The sequence below is a fragment of the Planomonospora antibiotica genome (genome assembly GCF_014647955.1).
Taxonomy (GTDB): Bacteria; Actinomycetota; Actinomycetes; order Streptosporangiales; family Streptosporangiaceae; genus Planomonospora; species Planomonospora parontospora.
This window is the reverse complement of the sequence record NZ_BMQE01000004.1, coordinates 204,015-221,505: the sequence shown is the minus strand read 5'-3', so window position 1 is coordinate 221,505 and position 17,491 is coordinate 204,015. Positions and strand designations below refer to the sequence as shown.

The following is a 17,491-nucleotide window of genomic DNA, read 5'->3' as shown; positions in this document are numbered from 1 at the left end:
CTGCGCGCGGCCTCCCGAGGCCGGCCGCGCGCCGCTACCGGCCGCGCGCCGCTACCGGGCGCGGCGGGTGCGCAGGAAGTCGCTGACGACGTACTCGCCCAGGCGGTCCGCGCTGGGGGAGAAGACCCGGCCGCCGTTGCGGCGGGCGACCTCGTCCACGAACTCCTTCAGCCGCTCGTCCTCGGCCAGCATGAACACGTTGAGCGTCGCCCGGCGCCGCGTCATCTTGTCGACCTCGGCGAGCGTCAGCTCCAGGGTCTCGCGGGTGGGCGGCCACTCGAAGGCGTAGGTGCCGTTCCGGCGCAGGTGCGAGGTGGGCTCGCCGTCGGTGACCACGAGCACGACCGGTTCGAAGTCGGGATGGCGGTCCAGGTGGCGGCCCGCGATCAGCAGGGCGTGGTGCAGGTTGGTGCCCTGGACCATGTCCCACTCCAGGCCGGCCAGCTCGTCGGGCTGCAGGACCCTGGCGTAGTTGGAGAAACCGACGATCTGCACCGAGTCCTGCGGGAACTTGGAGCTGACCAGCGCCTGCAGGGCCATCGCGGTCTGCTTGGCGGCCGCCCAGGTGCCGCGCAGGGCCATGGAGTAGGACAGGTCCACCAGCAGGCAGACGGCCGCCGCGGTGCGCCGCTCGGTCTCGGCCACCTCGAAGTCGTCCACCGACAGGGCCACGGCGCCTCTGTGATCCGCGCTGCGGCCCCCGCCGCGCCGTACGGCGTTGACGACCGTGCGGACCACGTCGATGGGCTGCTCGTCGCCGAACCGCCAGGGCCGGGTGGAGCCGGTGAGCTCTCCGGCCGCGCCCGCGTCGACCTGGTCGTGGTCGCCGCGGCGGCCCGACTCCAGGGAGGCGAAGACGCGGCGCAGGGCGGTCTCGCCGAGGCGGCGGACGGCCTTGGGGGTGAGCTCCAGCCGGCCGCGCCGGCGTTGCAGGTAGCCCTGCTGCTCCAGCTCGCGCTCGATCTGCCGGAGCGCCCGCAGGTCGTCGACCGCCGAACGGCCGAGCGCGCGCCGGATCGCGGCCTCGTCGACGTCGTCCAGCCGGGCGCCGGGGTAGTCCTGGCGGAGCGCGGCCTCCAGCTGGGTCAGGTCGGCGAGCTCGTCCAGCGCGGTCACCGCGTCGGCCATGCCCAGCGGCTCGTCGCCGCCGAGCCGCTCCGGGGTGTTCCAGGCCAGGTCGGGACGGCGGGACCGGAGCGACTCGCCCAGGCGGCGCATCTGGTCGGCCAGCCCGGCCTGCTCCAGGGCCTGGTTCATCAGGGCCGCGAGCTCCTCCCGCTGGGCCGGGGTGAGCGAGGCCAGCAGGCGCTGGGTCGCGGCGGCCCGGCGGGCGAGGGCGTCGACCAGCTCCTCCAGGTTGCGCGGCGACTCGGGAAACATGTCCCCATATTTCGACATGAAGTCGTCGAAGTCGCTCTGGGTGTGCTCACCCCGCGCGTCCCGGTCGAGCATGTCGTTCAGCGCGGTCATCATCTCGCGGACCCGCTCCAGCGCGGCCGGGTCGGGATCGGCCAGCGCCTGCCGCATGCCCCGGAACTGGCTGTCGAGCACCTCCCTGCGGAGCAGGTCGCGCAGCTCCTCGAAGGTCCGCCGGGCCGCGGCGGAGCGCCAGTCGTAGGCGCCCAGCGACTGGATCGCGCCCGCCGGGTCGTCCGGCACGCCGTCCAGCACCGACAGACGCAGCCGCGTCTCGTCGTCGGACGGTTCCGTACCGCGCCCACCCGGGGGAGGGCCCCCGGAACCCCCCATGAGCTCCGCCCGCTCCTGGCCGATCGCCTTGTCCAGCAGCGCCCTGGCCCGCTCCAGCGTCCCGTCCAGCCGCCCGCGCTCGCGCAGCTCGCGTCGGCGCCGGCGCACCTCCCGGAGCAGGTCGTCCAGGCCGCGCCGGTTCTCCGCGCCGGGCAGGCCCTGCTTGAGCAGGTCGCGCAGGGCGTGGCCGGGGTTGGAGCCGGACAGGATGGCGTCGCCCATCTGGTCCAGCGCGGCGCGCACGTCGTACGGCGGGGCGAGCGGGTCGGGCCCGTCCCGGTATTCGCCGTAGCGGTAGCTCATCGCCCGCCCCCGGCCCGGCGGCGCGGTGAGGGCGGGGCGCAGAGCGCGGAGCGGTCGGGCATGGCGGTCTCCTCGGTCTTCCTGGAGTGCGGCACGGGCACCACTAGGTGCGGTAGACCGTGGTGCCGTCCACCTCGTCCTTGGACAGCCGGCGCAGGAGGTAGAGGCCCTCCAGGGCGAACTCCAGGGCGGCCGCGGCGTGGCCGGGGGACTCGTCGCCGATGCCCAGCCGGGACATGATCCTGGCCAGGCCGTTCACCGGGCCGATCCGCTGCAGCAGCTCGGCGGCGGGCACCAGGGGACCGGACTCCACCTGCACGCCCTCGGAGAAGCGCTCCAGCAGCGCCGACAGGTCCGCGCCGCCGAGCGTGCCGCGGAACGTCTCGGCGACGGCCCGGCGGAGCAGGTGCGTGAGGACCTCGGTCTCCCGGCCCTCCTCGCTGACCTCGAACTCCACCTTGCCCCGGAGGGTGTGCACGATGTCCGGCAGGTCGGCGACCCGGGCCACCGCGCGCTCCTCGCCGGTCAGCGCGGCCCGCCGCAGCGCGGAGGCGGCGGCGGTCTCGGCGGCGGCGATGGAGAAGCGGGCCGAGACCCCGGAACGCGAGTCCACCGCGGTGGACTCGCGGACCAGCCGGGTGAAGCGGGCGATCACCTCGACCAGGTGGTCGGGGAGGTCGGCCCCCACGTGGTCGAGCGCCGCCTCCTGCCGGATGAGCACCAGCTCGTCCTCGACGGAGGACGGGTAGTGGGTGCGGATCTCCGCGCCGAAGCGGTCCTTCAGCGGGGTGATGATCCGGCCGCGGTTGGTGTAGTCCTCGGGGTTGGCGCTGGCGATCAGCAGGATGTCCAGGGGGAGGCGGAGGTTGTATCCCCGGACCTGGATGTCGCGCTCCTCCAGCACGTTGAGCAGCGACACCTGGATCCGCTCGGCCAGGTCGGGCAGCTCGTTGACGGAGAAGACGCCCCGGTTGCTCCGCGGCACCAGGCCGTAGTGCACGGTCTCCGGATCGCCGAGCGTGCGCCCTTCGGCGATCCTGACGGGGTCGACGTCGCCGATGAGGTCGCCGACGGAGGTGTCGGGGGTGGCGAGCTTCTCGCCGTAGCGCTCGTCGCGGTGCCGCCAGGAGACCGCGAGCTCCTCGCCCTCGGACTCCGCCAGGCGGCGGCAGCGGACGCAGGAGGGCGCGTAGGGGTGGTCGTTGATCTCGCAGCCGTCGACGACCGGGGTCCACTCGTCGAGCAGTCCGGTGACGGTGCGGATGAGCCGGGTCTTGCCCTGGCCGCGCTCACCGAGCAGGACCAGGTCGTGACCGGCGAGCAGGGCCCGCTCCAGGTGGGGCAGGACCGTGTCGTCGAAGCCCACGATGCCGGGGAACCGCGTCTCGCCGGACCGGAGCCGGGCCAGGAGGTTCTCGCGGATCTCCGCCTTCACCGTGCGATGGATATGGCCGCTCTCGCGAAGCTCGCGCAGAGTCCGTGGCTCTGGAATGTGAGGCACGGGACCGAGACTACGTCTCCTGAGCCGAAACCGGCAGTCTCATCCTGATTGCGAGTCTCCGGCATTGCCTGGCTGCGGACGCGCGTGCCTGCCCTCCCAGTGGGGAGAATCGCTCCAGGGAAGCCGGGGCGGTCCGGAGACGACTCCGGGCGGGAAGGCTTCGCACACGAGAGGGAGGCGAGACGAGTGGCGCTGTTGACGAGCCGCTTCGCCGATGGTCTCGCCGTGGGCTCCGACCTGGTCGCGGCGGCGGAATCCGCGGTGAACCAGGCTCTGCGCGGCCTGGACAAGCCGCCGGACCTGGTCTGTTTCTTCGTCTGCGGTGACGACCCCGACGACGTCTCGCGCGCGGGGCTGCGCGCGATGAGCATGGTCCCCGGCGCCTCGGTGGTCGGCTGCAGCTCCACCGGGGTGATCGGCGACGGGCAGGGGGTGGAGATCACCCCGGCGGTGAGCGCCTGGGCCGCCGTCCTCGACGGGGCCAGGCTGACGACCTTCGCGCTGGACAGCCTCCGCACGGAGGAGCAGTTCGTCGTGGTCGGCCTGCCGGAGCGCGCCCCGGACGACCGGGTGGCGATCATGTTCGCCGATCCCTACAGCTTCCCGACGGACGGTTTCGTAGAGCGCTCGGGGGAGGTCCTCGGCGGCCTCCCGCTGATCGGCGGCCTGGCCAACTCGCTGCAGGGCAGGGGCGCGGTGCGGCTGTTCGCCGACGGCAAGGTCTACACCGAGGGAGCCGTCGGGGTGCTGCTCGGCGGCGCGGTCAACGTCAGCACCGTGGTCAGCCAGGGCTGCCGCCCGATCGGCCCGTCCATGGCCGTCACCGGGACGGAGGACAACCTCCTGCTCGAACTCGCCGGGCAGCCCGCCCTGGCCCGGCTGGAGGAGATCGTCAGCGCGCTGGACGAGGACGACCGCGACCTGGTCGCCGCCGGGCTGCAGATCGGCATCGCCATCGACGAGTACGCCGAGCGGCACGAGCGCGGCGACTTCCTGATCCGGGGCGTGCTCGGCATCGATCCCGACCGCGAGGCCGTGGCCATCGGGGACGTCGTGGACATCGGCCGCACCGTCCGGTTCCAGGTGCGTGACGCGGCGACCGCCGACGAGGACCTCTACGAGCTGCTCGACGCGCACCGCGAGGAGTTCGGCAGGGTGGAGGGCGCGCTGCTGTTCGCGTGCAACGGCCGGGGCTCGGCCATGTTCGGCAGCGCCGACCACGACATGACGGCGATCAACGACATCCTGGGGCCCGTCGGGGTGGCCGGGTTCTTCTCGGCGGGGGAGATCGGCCCGGTCGGGGGCCAGAACCACGTTCACGGCTTCACCGCGAGCCTCCTGGTCTTCTCCTCCCGCTCGCCCGCCGGCCAGCCGTATGATCGCTGAATGCCGCGATCAGTGCTTGCCGTCGACATCGGCGGGACGAAGTTCGCCGCCGCGCTGGTCGGCCCCGAGGGAGACGTCCGGGCGGCGGAGCGGGCCGCGACCCCGCCGGGAGGTGACGCCGAGACCCTGTGGAAGGCGCTCGACGCGCTGATCACCGCCGTCGCGGGCGACACCCCGGTCGACGGGGTGGGCATCGGCTGCGGCGGCCCGATGACCTGGCCCGAGGGGGCCGTCTCACCGCTCAACATGCCCGGCTGGCGGGCCTTCCCGCTCCGCGGCCGGCTGGCCGCCCGCTTCCCCGGCGTCCCGGTCCGCATCCACAACGACGCCGTCTGCGTGGCCGCCGCCGAGCACTGGCGGGGGGCGGGCCGGGGCAGCGCCAACATGCTCGGCATGGTCGTGTCCACGGGCGTGGGCGGCGGGCTGATCCTCGGCGACCGGCTGATCGACGGCGGCAGCGGCAACGCCGGGCACATCGGGCACGTCGTGGTCGACCCGGACGGGCCGGCCTGCGAGTGCGGCGGACGCGGCTGCCTGGAGGCCGTCGCCCGGGGCCCGGGCCTGGCGGCCTGGGCTCTGGAGCAGGGCTGGATCCCGGGCAGGGCCTCCGGCGCCTCGGAGTCCGGTACGGCGGGTCCGGCCTACGTGGAGGCCACGGCGGCCAGCGGGCGGCGGCTCGCGCTCGACGCCGCCGCGGGGGACGCGGTCGCCCTGGCCGCCATGGAGCGGGCCGGGCGGGCGGTGGGCCTGGCCGTGGCCTCCGCCACCCATCTGTGCGACCTCGACGTCGTCACCATCGGCGGAGGCCTGTCCCAGGCCGGGCGGCTGCTGTTCGACCCGCTGGAGGAGACCCTCCGGGCGCACGTCCGGCTGGACTTCGCCCGGCGCGTGCGCGTCGTCCCGGCCTCCCTCGGCCAGGACGCCGGACTCGTCGGCGCCGCCGCCCTCGTCCTGGCCGCCGACCGCTACTGGTCGCCCCGCCGCTGAGACCGGCGATCAGCGGTGGCCGCCGGCCGCCCCGCGACCGAGGGCGATGCGCCGCCGACCGGAGCCGGCACCCCGGTCGGCGATGACGCGGACGAGCGGAACCGCCGCCCCGGTCGGCGGCGACGCGGACGAGCGGAACCGCCGCCCCGGTCAGCGGCGCATCGCCCGCCAGGCGGTGTAGTGGTGGACCGCGATGCCGGCGAAGGCCGGATACGCCCGCGCGACCGCGTCGACCTTGGCCAGGGCGGCGGTCATGCGCGCGGCGCCCTCCTCGTGGAAGGTGCAGTGGCGGCAGTCGGTCAGCGGGGCGGTCTCGGCGGCCAGCCGCGCCGGCCGGCCGGCGCGGCCCGCGCGGGCGAGCATGTCGGCGCCGACGGCCGTCAGCGAGTTGGGCCCGCTGACGGTGTCGCGGTAGCTCATCACGGTGACCGCGTCCACCCGCGCCAGCACCGCGTCGGCCAGCGTGGTGCGCGGGCCGGCGGGGACCGTGCCGTACCAGAACGGGACGTCGGCCTCCAGCGGACGCGGGTCGTCGGCCTGCAGCAGCTGCAGCATCCGCAGCAGGCCCGCCACCAGCGCGGGCTGGTCGGTCCGCCAGCCCGGCAGGACGTACGGCTCCACGTCGACGTGGCTGCCCGCGAACAGCCCGGTGCCGAGGACGGCCCGCTGCCAGGCGCGCGCCGCCGCGTGGTCGAGGGCCCACCGCGGATCCCCGCCGAGAGCGGTCAGCCGGATCCGGGCGGTGTCCGCGCCGCGCTTCAGCTCGCGCAGCCGGGCCAGCCGGGCGGCGTCGGAGGGCAGCCGCGCGTCGGCGTGGACGAAGACCTCCTTCACGCCGCGGGCCCGCGCCCAGGCCAGCACGTCGGCCGGCCGCACCTCGCCGGCGTCCCACAGCCACATCGCCCGGGTCCCCGCCGCCGCGGGCTTGAGCCGGGCCGAGGCCGAGGCGGGCACGGCGAGGACCGTGCCGAGCAGCAGCGTGACGGTGAGGAGGACCCACCCGGGCCGCACCGCGCCCGAAGCGTCGCTCATCGGGACCACTCCTTTCGGGATCCCGGCGGAAGGACGGACCGGGTGACCGGCCCATCGGGTCCGGGGCGTGCGAGCTGAGTGCTTCTCCCTGTGGCCTGCACCTCACCGGCAACCTTCCGCGACCCGGCGCGGCAACCGCCCGGACGGCGCGGGGCACGTCGGGGATCCTGCGCACCCCGCCGCGCCGGTGCGGGATGAGAGGATGGCCGCCATGTCGTCAGCGCCGCAGGTGACCTTCGAGGACGTGCTCGCCGCCCGGGAGCTCCTGGCCGACGTCGCGCTGCGGACCCCGGTGGTGCACTCGCGCGTGCTGTCCGACCTGCTCGGCGGGCCCGTCCACCTCAAGTGCGAGAACCTCCAGCGCTCGGGCTCGTTCAAGGTGCGCGGCGCCTACGTCAGGATCGCCCGGCTGAGCCCGGGGGAGCTGCGGCGGGGCGTGGTGGCGGCCAGCGCGGGCAACCACGCCCAGGGGGTGGCGCTCGGCGCGGGGCTCCTGGGGGCGGAGGCGACGGTCTACATGCCGGAGGGGGCGCCGCTGCCCAAGGTGGCCGCGACCCGCTCCTACGGCGCCGAGGTGGTCTTCGCCGGGCACGGCGTGGACACCGCGCTGGCCGGCGCGCGGGAGCACGCCGAGCGGACCGGCGCGGTGTTCATCCATCCCTTCGACCACCCCGACGTCGTCGCCGGGCAGGGCACCATCGGGCTGGAGATCCTGGAGCAGCTCCCGGAGACCGGCACGATCGCGGTCTCCATCGGCGGCGGCGGGCTCGCCGCCGGGGTCGCGCTGGCGGCCAAGTCGCTCCGGCCGGGGGTGCGGGTCGTCGGCGTGCAGGCCGAGCGGGCCGCCGCCTACCCGGCCTCGCTCGCGGCGGGGCGCCCCGTCACGGTGCGGCCCGCCACCACGATGGCCGACGGCATCGCGGTGGGGCGGCCGGGGGAGCTGCCCTTCGAGCTGATCCACTACCTGGTCGACAGCGTCGTCACGGTCACCGAGCAGGAGATCTCCCGGGCCCTGGTGCTCTGCCTGGAGCGCGCCAAGCAGGTGGTCGAGCCCGCCGGGGCGGCCGGGGTGGCGGCGGTCATGGCGCATCCGGAGGTCTTCGAGCCTCCCGTGACGGTCGTGCTCTCCGGCGGGAACATCGACCCGCTGCTGCTGGTGAAGGTGCTCCGGCACGGCCTGGCCGCGGCGGGCCGCTATCTGACGCTGCGCCTGTCCCTGCCCGACCGGCCGGGCACGCTGGCGGTGCTGATGGCCGAGGTGGCGGCGCTGCGCGCCAACGTGCTGGACATCGCGCACGAGCGGGTCGGCGTCAACCTGGGCGAGGTCGAGGTCCAGCTCCAGCTGGAGACCAGGGGACCCGACCACGCCGAGGAGGTGCTGGGCTCCCTCAGGAAGCAGGGCTACCGGATCGTCTCCGCCTGACCCCGCCCGCGCCGGGCCTCCGGGGCCGGCGCGCCGTACGACGTGCGGCCTGGCGTACGGCGCGCGCGGCCTGGGCGTACGGCGCGCGGCCTGGGCGTGCGCCGTACGGCGCGCACGCGGGCGGGTCCTCAGGCGGCGGGCTTCCTCTCCTGGAACAGCCAGGCGTCGAAGAGCGCGTCGAGATCCTTCCCGGAGATCTTCTCCGCCAGCGCCGTGAACTCCTCCGTCGTGACGTATCCGTACCGGTGCTCGCGGTTCCAGGTCTTCAGCAGCTCGAAGAAGTCCCGGTCGCCGATCTTCCGCCGGAGGGCGTGCAGCGTCATGCCGCCCCGGGTGTAGACCGAGTCGTTGAACAGGTCGTCGGGCCTGGCGCGGCCCGGGGCGTACTTCCAGACGGCGTCCCCGGCGGGGGCCGAGTAGTGCAGGCGGAAGGTCTGCTCGGCGGTCGCGTCGCCCTGGTGCTCCTCCCAGAGCCACTCGGCGTAGGTGGCGAAGCCCTCGTTGAGCCAGAGGTCCTTCCACCGCTTGATGCTGAGGCTGTTGCCGAACCACTGGTGGGCCAGCTCGTGGGCGATGATGCCCTCGCCCGGGGAGAAGCCGCCGTACATGGGCTTGGTCTGGTTCTCCAGGGCGTAACCGGCGGAGAAGTCGTCCACCACGCCGCCGGTCGAGGAGAACGGATAGGGGCCGAAGACCGTGGCCCAGTAGTCGGTGATCTTCCCGGACAGGGTGTAGAGCTTGTCCAGCGAGCCGCGGAAGCGCGGGTCCACGGCGGCGAGGTTCTTGATGCCCGAGGCGGTCCTCCCCTCGCGCAGGGTGAACTTCCCCAGCGTCATGGTGGCCAGGTAGGTCACCATCGGGTGGTCCTCCCGCCAGGAGTAGGTCGTCTTCCCGCCGCGGGTCACCGGCTTCCCGGTGAGCTCGCCGTTGGCCAGCGCGGTGATCCCCTCCGGGACGGTGATCTCGAACTCGTAGAGCGCCTTGTCCGCCGGGTGGTCGTTGCCGGGGAACCAGGTCTTGGCGCCGTTGGGCTCGCAGGTGACGAAGGCCCCGTCCCGGGTGGGGATGAAGCCGTAGGTGCCGAGGTTGGACGAGCCGGTGACGGGCTTGGGCTCCCCGGCGTAGGCGACCTCGACGGTGAAGTCGGACCCCTCGGGCAGGGGGCGGCCGGGGATCACGGTGAGCTCGGTCCCGGACCGCTCGAACGCGGCGGCCCGGCCGTCCACGGTGACCCGGCCGACGGTGAAGCCGGACAGGTCCAGGTTGAAGCGGGTCAGCCCCTGCGTGGCCTTCGCCCGGATCACGGCGGTGCCGGACAGGTGCCGGGTGGCGGGGTCGTAGCCGAGGACGAGGCGGTAGCGGGCGACGTCGTAGCCGCCGTTGCCGTCGGAGGGGAAGTCGGGGTCGCCGATCCCGGGTGCGCCCGCCCCGGACGGGAGGGCGCCGGTCCCGCCCGGCTGCGGGGCGGTGGCGCCGGACGGCACGGTCTTGCCGGCGGCGGGCGAGGAGGAATCACCGTCCCCGCCGGGAGAGGAGCAGGCGGCCGTGCCGGTGGCCGTGCAGAGCAGGACGGCGGCCGCCGCGAGGGCCTGCCGGCGTGACGTCGTCGACGCCATGGTCTGGATGTCCCCCTTCCGGCCCGGGCCGTGCCGGGGCGCGTTCGCAGACTACGCGAGCGGCCCCGGCCAGGTCAGGCCATCCGGGGAGGCCGGGCGTCAGAGGTTGCCGCGGAGCTCCTGCTCGCGCTCGATGGCCTCGAACAGGGCCTTGAAGTTGCCCTTGCCGAAGCCGAGGGAGCCGTGCCGCTCGATGAGCTCGAAGAACACCGTCGGGCGGTCCTGCACCGGCTTGGTGAAGATCTGCAGCAGGTAGCCGTCCTCGTCGCGGTCGACCAGGATCCGGCGCTTCTTCAGCTCCTCGATCGGCGCGCGGACCTCGCCGATGCGGGCGCGCAGCTCCGGGTCGTCGTAGTAGGAGTCGGGCGTGTCCAGGAACTGCACCCCGGCCGCGCGCATGTGGTCGACCGTGGTCAGGATGTCGTTGGTGGCCAGCGCGATGTGCTGCACGCCGGGGCCGCCGTAGAACTCGAGGTACTCGTCGATCTGGGACTTCTTCTTGGCGACCGCCGGCTCGTTGAGCGGGAACTTCACCTTGCGGGTGCCGTCCGCGACGACCTTGGACATCAGCGCCGAGTACTCGGTGGCGATGTCGTCGCCGATGAACTCGGCCATGTTGGTGAAGCCCATGACCCGCTTGTAGAACTCCACCCACTCGTCCATCCGGCCGAGCTCCACGTTGCCGACGCAGTGGTCGACGGCCTGGAACAGCCGGCCGTTCCTGACGTCCGGCGGGGCGACGAGCGGCTCGGCCGCGACGTAGCCGGGCAGGTACGGCCCGCTGTAGTTGGAGCGGTCGACCAGGGTGTGCCGGGTCTCGCCGTAGGTGGCGATCGCGGCCATGACCACCTTGCCGTGCTCGTCCTCCAGCGTGTGCGGCTCGGCCAGCCCGCGCGCGCCCTGGGCGAGCGCGTGGGTGTAGGCGGCCTCCACGTCGGGGACCTCGATGGCCAGGTCGATCACACCGTCGCTGTGCTCGGCCACGTGCCGGGCCAGGTCGGTGCCCGGCCGCAGGGAGCCCCGCAGCTCGAAGCGGGCGCTGCCGGAGGTGAGGACGTAGGCCACCTCGTCGCGGCTGCCGTTCTCCGGGCCGCGGTAGGCCACGAGCCGCATGCCGAACGCGGTGGAGTAGTAGTGGGCGGCCTGCTTGGCGTTGCCGACCGCGAAGACCACGGCGTCCATGCCGTTCACAGGAAAGATGTCGCTCATGCGGATACTGTCGGTTTCAGTGGTCTTCCTGCGCAAGAGTTACTTATTCTGATGGACAACCTGCACAGTTACCGGCCGGTCAGCGAGGAGTGGTTGTACATCATGACGATCGACGAGCTCGACGCCCGGCTCATCAACCTGCTGGCCGCCGAGCCCCGGCTCGGCGTCCTGGAGTGCTCGCGCCGGCTCGGGGTGGCGCGGGGGACCGTCCAGGCCCGCCTCGACCGCCTGATCGCCCGGGGCGTGATCACCGGGTTCGGCCCCGACGTCGCTCCCGCCGCGCTCGGCTACGACGTGACCGCGTTCGTCACGCTGCAGATCCGCCAGGTCAGCGGGCACGACCCGGTCGCGGTGCAGCTCGCGGCCATCCCGCAGGTGCTGGAGGTGCACACGATCACCGGGGGCGACGACATGCACTGCCGGGTGGTGGCGCGCAGCAACGCCGACCTGCAGCGGGTCATCGACCGGATCGTCGACGTCCAGGGCGTGGTCAGGACCTCCTCGGTGATCGCCTTGGACACTCCTGTGCCCTATCGGGTGATGCCTTTGGTGTCGGACGTCCCACACCGGGCAGAGAGCTAGCCGTACCATCCCAAGAGGGAATCAGGCACCGTTATCCACCGTTTACCCTTAACGGTTCGCGCGGCTGACGGGGGGTCGGTCGCGGGGCCGGATCGGGGGCACGCTTGTTGAAGGGCGAAGGGAAGGCACGGCCGCGCAGGAGGAGGTTCCTGCGGGTCGCGCTGGTCGTCTTCGGCGCCGGCGTCGTGGCGGCGGCCGGCCTGTTCGCCGTGGCGTGGGCGATGACCCCCATCCCGGAGAGCACGCAGGCCGCGGCCACCGCGCAGGGCTCGGTGATCTACTACCGCGACGGCAAGACCGTGCTCGCCAAGCAGGGCGTCAACCGCCGGACCGTCGAGCTGGACAGGGTCCCGCGCAGCCTCAGGAACGCCGTCATCGCCGCCGAGAACCGCTCGTTCTACGAGGACCAGGGCGTCTCCCTGCGGGGCACCGCCCGCGCCGTGTGGTCGACGGTCAGCGGGAGGCAGCTCCAGGGCGGCTCGACGATCACCCAGCAGATGGTCCGCAACTACTACAGCGGCCTCAGCCAGGAGCGCTCCGCGGTCCGCAAGCTCAAAGAGATCATGATCTCCCTCAAGGTGGACCGCTCGAAGTCCAAGGACTGGGTGCTGGAGCAGTACCTCAACACGATCTACTTCGGCCGGGGCGCGCACGGCGTGCAGGCCGCGGCCGACGCCTACTTCCGCAAGGACGTCTCCGACCTCACCCTCTCCGAGGGCGCCTACCTCGCCGCGGTGATCCAGCAGCCGACCAGGTTCGCCGACCCCCGGGGCGACGACCTGGAGGCGGCCAGGTCCCGCTGGCGCTGGGTGGTCGACGGCATGGTCAAGACCGGCGCGATCACCCCGGCCGAGGCCGCGAAGACCGAGTTCCCCAAACTGAAGAAGCCCCGGGACGTCTTCGAGCCCGAAGGCCAGGAGGGCTACATGCTCGACCAGATCATGGCCGAGCTGCGCCGCCGGGGCTACACCGACGAGGACGTCAACCAGGGCGGCCTGAAGATCGTCTCGACGTTCGACAAGAAGCTGATGGAGGCCGCCGAGCAGGCCGTCACCTCGGTCCTGCCGGAGGACACCCCGAAGCGGGTCCGCACCGGCCTGGCCGCCGTCGTCCCCACGACCGGCGAGGTCGTCGCCTTCTACGGCGGCCGGAACTACGACGCCAACAAGTTCGACAACGCCTTCTCCGCCGAGGTGCAGGCCGGATCCACCTTCAAGGCCTACGTGCTGGCCGCCGCCCTGGAGAACGGCCTCGACCTCGGCACCCGGGTCGAGGGGAACTCGCCGATGCGGGTCGCCTCCGCCTCCGAGCCCATCCCCAACTCCGGCGGCGCCTCCTACGGCCGGGTCGACCTGGTGCGGGCCATGCGCCACTCGGTGAACACCGCCTTCGTCGACCTCGGCCAGAAGGTCGGCCTCGACGAGGTGGCCGAGGCCGCCGAGGCCGCGGGCATCCCCGTCGACCAGCTCACCCCCCACCGGGACGCGCCCACGCTGCCGCTGGGCGTGGCCTCGGTGAGCGCCGTGCAGAACGCCTCCGGCTTCGCCACCTTCGCCGCCGACGGCGTGCACCGCCGGCCCCACGTGATCCGCTCGATCACCGGCGCCGAGGGCAAGCTGAAGATCACCGAGAAGGGCGAGCGGGTCTTCTCCGAGCGGACCGCCGCCGACGTCACCCACGCGCTGACCCAGGTGGTCACGGGCGGCACCGGTACGGCGGCCCGCCTCTACGACCGCCCGGCGGCCGGCAAGACCGGCACCACGGACAAGTCGGCGTCCGCCTGGTTCGCCGGGTTCACCCCGCAGCTCTCCGTCGCGGTGGACATGTTCCGCGACGACAACAAGCCGGTGGTTGTGGGCGGCATGACCCAGTCCGGAGGGCACTACCCCGCCCAGATCTGGCGCGCCTTCATGGCCGAGGCGATGGCCGGCAAGCCCGTCGAGGAGTTTCCCGAACCGTCCTCCTACGGCCACTCCGCCCCCTACTACACCGACGACGACCTCGGCTACCGGGGCGACCCGGAGACCGGGACCGGCGACCCCGGCCTCCGGGGCGACCCCGTCCCGGAGGAGCCGACCTCCCCGGCGCCGGACGAGCCGACCGTCCCCACGCCGGACCAGCCGGCCGTTCCGGACGACCCCGGGCAGCCCACCGCTCCCCCGCCGCCGGACGAGCCGACGGTCCCGGCCCCGGACGAGCCGGAGCCCGGCCCCGGGGACGGCACCGGAGGCGGGGGCGAAGGCGGAGTCGAGTCCACCGGCCAGGCCGCGGTCCCGGTGGGCTGACCGGACGCGCCCCCGAGGAAGGCCGGACGCCGCCCCTCAGGGAAGCCGGACGCGAAGGCCCGACCGCCCCCTCAGGAGGTCCGTACGGCGCCGCCCAGCTCCGCCCTGAGCGCGGCCGGAGTGGTGACCGGCATCCGGCAGGTGAAGCCCCGGCACACGTACGCCGCGGGGGAGCCGTCGACCAGCCCCCGGTTCTCCAGCAGGGGCACCCCGGACGAGCCGGGCTCGCCCACCGCGACGACCAGGCCGGGGACGGCGGACAGCAGCGCGGCCCGGTGCAGCGCGGCGGTGGCCGGATCGCCGGCGGGGCCCACCACGGCCACCTCGACGGGACCGGTGACGGCCGCCTGCGCCACGGCCAGACCCCATCCGGCGAACCTGGCGTGCTGGGGGGCCAGCACGCTCACCGTGCCGAGGGCCGCCTCCGCGGCCTCCCGGTGGCGGGCGGAACCGGTCAGTGCCGCGTAGGAGAGCAGGGCGCCGGCCGCGGCGAACTGGCCCGAGGGGGCGGCGTTGTCGGTGGGGTCCTGGGGCCGCTGGAACAGCCGCTCGGCGTCGTCGGCGGTGTCGAAGAACCCGCCGGAGCCGTCGGAGAAGCGGTCGAGCACCGTGTCCAGCAGCGTCCCCGCACGCTGGAACCAGCGGACCTCCCCGGTCACCGCGTAGAGCGCGAGCAGCCCCTCCGCCAGATCCGCGTAGTCCTCCAGGACACCCGCGTTCCCGCCCGCCCGGCCGTCGCGCGAGGTGCGCAGCAGCCGGTCGCCGTCCAGGTGCAGCCCGTCCAGGAGCACGGCCGCCTCCCGGGCCGCCGCCACCAGGTCGGGCCGGTCGAACAGGGCCCCGGTCTCGGCGAGCGCGGCGACGGCCAGGCCGTTCCAGGCGGCGACCACCTTGTCGTCCCGGCCGGGCCGTACCCGCCGGGAGCGGGCCTGCAGCAGGGTGGCGCGCACGCGCTCGAACCGCGTGGGGTCGTCGGGGTCGTCGAGGAGCTGGAGCACCGAGGTGCCGTGCTCGAAGGTCCCGGTCACCTCGAACAGCCCGACGGCCCAATCGCCGTCGTCGGGCCCCAGGACCTCGCGCAGCTCCTCGGGCGTCCAGGCGTAGAACTTGCCCTCCACGCCCTCGCTGTCGGCGTCCAGGGCCGAGGCGAAGCCGCCCTCCGGGGTGCGCATCTCCGACAGCAGCCAGTCGGCGGTCTCCAGGGCCACGCGCCTGCCCAGCACCGAGCCGGTGGAGCGCCACCAGTGCGCGTAGACCCGCAGCAGCAGCGCGTTGTCGTAGAGCATCTTCTCGAAGTGCGGCACGACCCACCCGGAGTCCACGCTGTAGCGGGCGAACCCGCCGGCGAGCTGGTCGTAGATGCCGCCCCGGGCCATGGCCTCCAGCGTGCGGTCGGCCATGCGGAGCGCGTCCGGCCCGCCGTGCCGGAGCAGGAACTCCAGCACCATCGACGGCGGGAACTTGGGCGCCCCGCCGAAACCGCCGCGGACCGGGTCGAAGGACTCGGCCAGGCTGCGCACCGCCTGGTCCAGCGTCTCGGCCGTGGGGGCCGGGCCGGTCGGGAACGCGGTGCGCTCGTTCAGCGCCTCGACGATCTTCGAACCCTGGGTGAGGACGGCCTCGCGGTCGTTGTGCCAGGCGTTCGAGACCCCGACGAGCAGGCGCTGGAACTGCGGCCGGGGGAAGTAGGTGCCGGTGTAGAAGGGGTGGCCCTCCGGCGTGGCGAAGACCGTCATCGGCCAGCCGCCGTGGCCGGTCATCGCCTGCGTGGCCGCCATGTAGACCGCGTCCACGTCGGGCCGCTCCTCGCGGTCCACCTTGACGTTGACGAAGTGCTCGTTCATCAGCGCCGCGGTGCCGTCGTCCTCGAACGACTCGTGCGCCATGACGTGACACCAGTGGCAGGCGGAATAGCCCACGCTGACCAGCAGCGGCACGTCCCGCCGCCGCGCCTCCTCGAAGGCCTCCGGTCCCCACTCGAACCAGTGGACCGGGTTGTCGGCGTGCTGGAGCAGGTAGGGACTGGTGGCGTCCTTCAACCGGTTCATGGTGCGACCTCCCGCGGGCGAGGTACGGGCCTGACCGCCCGCGTACGGGGTCCTACCCCGTCCGCCCACCCTAGACCGGCGGCGACGGGGAGATCACGTCCGGCCCGCGAGCGCGGGTGCGGGCCGCCGCCCGGTGCGGAGCGGGACGGCGGCCCGGCGGCCGTCCTCCCGCCGGGCGCGGGAGGAGCGTAGGCTCAGCGGGCGTGGACCTCGACTTCATCTGTGTGCACGCCGGGCGCCCGGCGGCCGGGCTGACCCGGCGCGACGTGGCCCGCGCGCTCCTCTCCGTGCCCTCGGGGGTGGCGCTGGTGGCCCTCGCCGATCTGCGGCGGGCCATGCTGGCGGTGGGCAACCCGCTCTCGGCGGCCTTCTGGGAGTCGGCCAGGACGACGCTGGGGGCGATCGAGTCGGGGAGCGCGACGATCGGCGACGTGCAGCGCTGGCTGGAGGCCACCGGGACCGAGCCGCTGCTGCTGACCCGGAGTTTCTTCGTCTGGCCGGAGGAGGACGAGCGGGGGCCGGTGGCCGCGGAGATGTTCGGCCGGCTGGTCGCCCATCTGGAGGAGCTGGTCGCGGCGGGTGAGATCGACCCGGACGCGCTCGCCCGGGGCGACGAGGCGGCCCGCAAGGCGTACGAGGACCTGCAGGAGGAGTGGCTGTCCGGCCCGCTGCCCGACGGCCGGGTCCCCGGGCTCGTGGTGAGCGACGAGCAGGACGAGGAACTGTTCGCCGCCTGGGACGAGGAGGAGGCCTTCGCCCTCGACGAGCTGCGGCGCATTCTCACCGAACTGCCCGATCCGGTACGGCCCGAGGCCGAGCTGCGGGCCGCCTGCGCCAGGCTGCGCGAGGTGCTGGCCGACCCCGGCTATCCCGGGAACGTGCTGCGGGCGTGCGCGGGATACGGCGACGGGCCGCTGCCCGCCGACGACGAGGACCTCTGGCTGGCCGTCGCGGCCGGCATCGCCGGACCGGTCTCCGACCTGCCGGAGGACGACGACACGGTGGAGGAGTTCGCCGACGTGGAGAGCGAGCTCAGCGCCGAGGACTCGGCGCTGGCCTCGCTGTGCGCGATCCACCACGCCGACTGGCTGGCCGCGGTGGCCGCGCTGGCCAGGCGCGGACCCGGAGTGCTGGCCTCGCCCGAGCGGATCGCACGGCTCATCGCCGAGTCCGACGACATCGACGTCGACATGGACGAACCGGAGGACCTGGAGGCGACCGAGGCGCTGTTCGGCGCGGTCACGCCCCTGTGGGAGTCGCTGGGCGTCGTCGACCGCAGCGGGATCCTCACCCCGCTGGGTCACTGGGGCCTGCCCCGGGCGCTGGAGCGGGCCTGGTCGTCGACGGACGCGCTCGGCGACTGACGTCCG

General features: G+C 73.9%; 12 protein-coding genes. 6 read left to right on the top strand and 6 right to left on the bottom strand.

Annotation, left to right across the window (positions count from 1 at the left end):
* Positions 1 to 51 precede the first annotated feature (51 nt).
* On the bottom strand, positions 52 to 2,052 hold the full coding sequence (locus IEZ06_RS05690) for a vWA domain-containing protein (RefSeq protein ID WP_189235570.1): 2,001 nt from the start codon (positions 2,050 to 2,052) through the stop codon (positions 52 to 54).
* A 103-nt stretch (positions 2,053 to 2,155) separates the two neighbouring features.
* Entirely contained in the window at positions 2,156 to 3,553 is a 1,398-nt protein-coding gene (locus tag IEZ06_RS05685; protein ID WP_189235569.1) for a sigma 54-interacting transcriptional regulator, read from the bottom strand.
* A 186-nt stretch (positions 3,554 to 3,739) separates the two neighbouring features.
* Here IEZ06_RS05685 and IEZ06_RS05680 point away from each other — a divergent pair, with 186 nt between their 5' ends.
* Entirely contained in the window at positions 3,740 to 4,939 is a 1,200-nt protein-coding gene (locus tag IEZ06_RS05680; protein ID WP_229797808.1) for an FIST signal transduction protein, read from the top strand.
* Complete coding sequence (locus IEZ06_RS05675) at positions 4,940 to 5,926, top strand: ROK family protein (RefSeq protein ID WP_189235568.1); 987 nt, start codon at positions 4,940 to 4,942, stop codon at positions 5,924 to 5,926.
* A 150-nt stretch (positions 5,927 to 6,076) separates the two neighbouring features.
* Here the strand turns inward: IEZ06_RS05675 and IEZ06_RS05670 are convergent, their stop codons facing one another.
* A complete protein-coding gene (locus tag IEZ06_RS05670; protein WP_189235567.1) occupies positions 6,077 to 6,958 on the bottom strand; it encodes a hypothetical protein in 882 nt (293 codons plus the stop codon).
* 211 nt (positions 6,959 to 7,169) lie between these two features.
* Between IEZ06_RS05670 and ilvA the strand changes: the two genes are divergently transcribed.
* Positions 7,170 to 8,381 carry a threonine ammonia-lyase gene (gene ilvA / locus IEZ06_RS05665; RefSeq protein WP_189235566.1) on the top strand — a complete coding sequence of 404 codons (1,212 nt, stop codon included), beginning with the start codon at positions 7,170 to 7,172 and terminating at the stop codon, positions 8,379 to 8,381.
* Positions 8,382 to 8,509: 128 nt separating this feature from the next.
* Here ilvA and IEZ06_RS05660 read toward each other — a convergent pair whose 3' ends face one another.
* Together IEZ06_RS05660 and hppD are read right to left on the bottom strand one after the other, a co-directional pair.
* The gene (locus tag IEZ06_RS05660) at positions 8,510 to 9,997 is read right to left on the bottom strand and encodes a M1 family metallopeptidase (protein ID WP_189235565.1); all 1,488 of its coding nucleotides are present in this window, start codon (positions 9,995 to 9,997) and stop codon (positions 8,510 to 8,512) included.
* Between the two features lie 99 nt (positions 9,998 to 10,096).
* Entirely contained in the window at positions 10,097 to 11,206 is a 1,110-nt protein-coding gene (gene hppD, locus IEZ06_RS05655; RefSeq protein WP_189235564.1) for a 4-hydroxyphenylpyruvate dioxygenase, read from the bottom strand.
* 102 nt (positions 11,207 to 11,308) lie between these two features.
* Here hppD and IEZ06_RS05650 point away from each other — a divergent pair, with 102 nt between their 5' ends.
* On the top strand, positions 11,309 to 11,788 hold the full coding sequence (locus IEZ06_RS05650) for an Lrp/AsnC family transcriptional regulator (RefSeq protein ID WP_189235646.1): 480 nt from the start codon (positions 11,309 to 11,311) through the stop codon (positions 11,786 to 11,788).
* Between the two features lie 104 nt (positions 11,789 to 11,892).
* On the top strand, positions 11,893 to 14,073 hold the full coding sequence (locus tag IEZ06_RS05645; protein WP_189235563.1) for a transglycosylase domain-containing protein: 2,181 nt from the start codon (positions 11,893 to 11,895) through the stop codon (positions 14,071 to 14,073).
* A 71-nt stretch (positions 14,074 to 14,144) separates the two neighbouring features.
* On the opposite strand, the gene IEZ06_RS05640 is transcribed toward IEZ06_RS05645, so the two are convergent.
* The gene (locus IEZ06_RS05640) at positions 14,145 to 16,121 is read right to left on the bottom strand and encodes a thioredoxin domain-containing protein (protein ID WP_189235562.1); all 1,977 of its coding nucleotides are present in this window, start codon (positions 16,119 to 16,121) and stop codon (positions 14,145 to 14,147) included.
* A 203-nt stretch (positions 16,122 to 16,324) separates the two neighbouring features.
* Here IEZ06_RS05640 and IEZ06_RS05635 point away from each other — a divergent pair, with 203 nt between their 5' ends.
* Positions 16,325 to 17,485, top strand: coding sequence for a hypothetical protein (locus IEZ06_RS05635; RefSeq protein ID WP_189235561.1), 1,161 nt, complete (start codon positions 16,325 to 16,327; stop codon positions 17,483 to 17,485).
* Positions 17,486 to 17,491: the final 6 nt, after the last annotated feature.

Coding starts and splice junctions, on each gene's coding strand:
- ilvA (WP_189235566.1), top strand. CDS start 7,170: ATGTCGTCAGCGCCGCAGGTGACCTTCGAGGACGTGCTCGCCGCCCGG.
- IEZ06_RS05640 (WP_189235562.1), bottom strand. CDS start 16,121: ATGAACCGGTTGAAGGACGCCACCAGTCCCTACCTGCTCCAGCACGCC.
- IEZ06_RS05690 (WP_189235570.1), bottom strand. CDS start 2,052: ATGAGCTACCGCTACGGCGAATACCGGGACGGGCCCGACCCGCTCGCC.
- IEZ06_RS05650 (WP_189235646.1), top strand. CDS start 11,309: ATGACGATCGACGAGCTCGACGCCCGGCTCATCAACCTGCTGGCCGCC.
- hppD (WP_189235564.1), bottom strand. CDS start 11,206: ATGAGCGACATCTTTCCTGTGAACGGCATGGACGCCGTGGTCTTCGCG.
- IEZ06_RS05670 (WP_189235567.1), bottom strand. CDS start 6,958: ATGAGCGACGCTTCGGGCGCGGTGCGGCCCGGGTGGGTCCTCCTCACC.
- IEZ06_RS05675 (WP_189235568.1), top strand. CDS start 4,940: ATGCCGCGATCAGTGCTTGCCGTCGACATCGGCGGGACGAAGTTCGCC.
- IEZ06_RS05660 (WP_189235565.1), bottom strand. CDS start 9,997: ATGGCGTCGACGACGTCACGCCGGCAGGCCCTCGCGGCGGCCGCCGTC.